General features: G+C 63.5%; 1 protein-coding gene. It reads right to left on the bottom strand.

The window, feature by feature from the left end:
• Nucleotides 1–26: 26 nt before the first annotated feature.
• Nucleotides 27–1,186 (bottom strand): IS3 family transposase gene (locus FNF32_RS11485; RefSeq protein WP_246087803.1). Its coding sequence is split into 2 segments (ribosomal slippage): nucleotides 27–937 and nucleotides 937–1,186, totalling 1,161 coding nucleotides; the frame shifts between segments, so codons are not numbered across the junction.
• Between the last annotated feature and the right edge of the window lie 65 nt (nucleotides 1,187–1,251).

Consider the following 1,251-nt stretch of genomic DNA (forward strand, 5'->3'; position numbering starts at 1 on the left):
TGACCTGCCCCCCTCGGGTCCCTCGTTCATAACGAGAGTCTGCGGGTTTGAGATTGGTAGTCGGGTCGGCCGTTCTGGGCAAGCGCGCCGGGCGCGGAGCCTTCAAATTGCTCAAGCGTTCGGCGCGCTTCGAGCGGCGTCTGGTTCCCGAGCGAGGAATGCGGCCTGACCGCGTTGTAATCATAGCGCCAAAGCGCCAGCTTCCGGCGGGCGTCGTCCAGAGTATCGAAGATCTCCTCGTTCAGGAGTTCGTCGCGCAGGCTGCCATTGAAGCTCTCGATGAAAGCATTCTGCTGGGGCTTGCCCGGGTCGATGTAATGCCAGGGCACCCCGTTCTTGTCGGCCCACTTCAAAATGGCCCGGCTGGTAAACTCGGTGCCGTTGTCACTGACAATGCAAGCGGGCTTTCCGTAGATCCGCACCAGCGCATCCAACTCGCGGGCTACGCGGGCGCCCGAGATGCTGGTGTCGGCGGTCAGGCACAGGTTCTCCCGGCAGCAGTCGTCGATCACCGCCAGAATGCGGAACTTGCGCGAGGCGCCGAAGCTGTCCGCCAGGAAGTCGAGCGACCAGCGAGCATTAGGATGCGCCGCTGCCGGCATCGGCGTGCGTGACCCGCGAGCCCGCTTGCGACCACGCCGTCGCCTCACCGACAGCCCTTCTTCGCGATAGAGCCGATACAGCTTCTTGTGGTTCATGGTCATGCCCTTGCGCTCCAGCAGGATGCCGATCCGGCGATAGCCGAACCGGCGCCGCTTCCCGGCGATCTCCTTCATCTCCTCGCGGATCTCGGGGCAGTCCGGCGGGCGTGTGCGCCGGACGGTCTTGGGATCGACACCGACAAGCTGGCAGGCCCGACGCTGCGAGATGTCGTGATCCCGTATCGCCCTGAGCGCCGCCTCTCGCCGCCTGGTCAATGTCGTCAGTTCTTTCCCAGCAGATCCTTCAGGACGACATTGTCGAGCATCGTGTCGGCCAGCAGGCGCTTGAGCTTGGCGTTCTCGTCTTCCAGCGCCTTCAGCCTGGCAGCCTCGGAGACCTCCATGCCACCATACTTGGCTTTCAGCTTGTAGAACGTCGCCGGGCTGAGACCATGCCGGCGGCACACCTCAGCTGTTGGCATGCCAGCCTCCTGCTCCTTCAGCATCCCGATGATCTGCGCCTCGGTGAAACGGCTTTTCCTCATTCGTCTGCTCCTTCAGGTGGGGCAGACTCTACATCAGACTGAGGGATCGCGTGGGGGGCAGGTCA

It is taken from the genome of Paracoccus marinus (assembly GCF_007018965.1).
Classification (GTDB): Bacteria; Pseudomonadota; Alphaproteobacteria; order Rhodobacterales; family Rhodobacteraceae; genus Paracoccus; species Paracoccus marinus.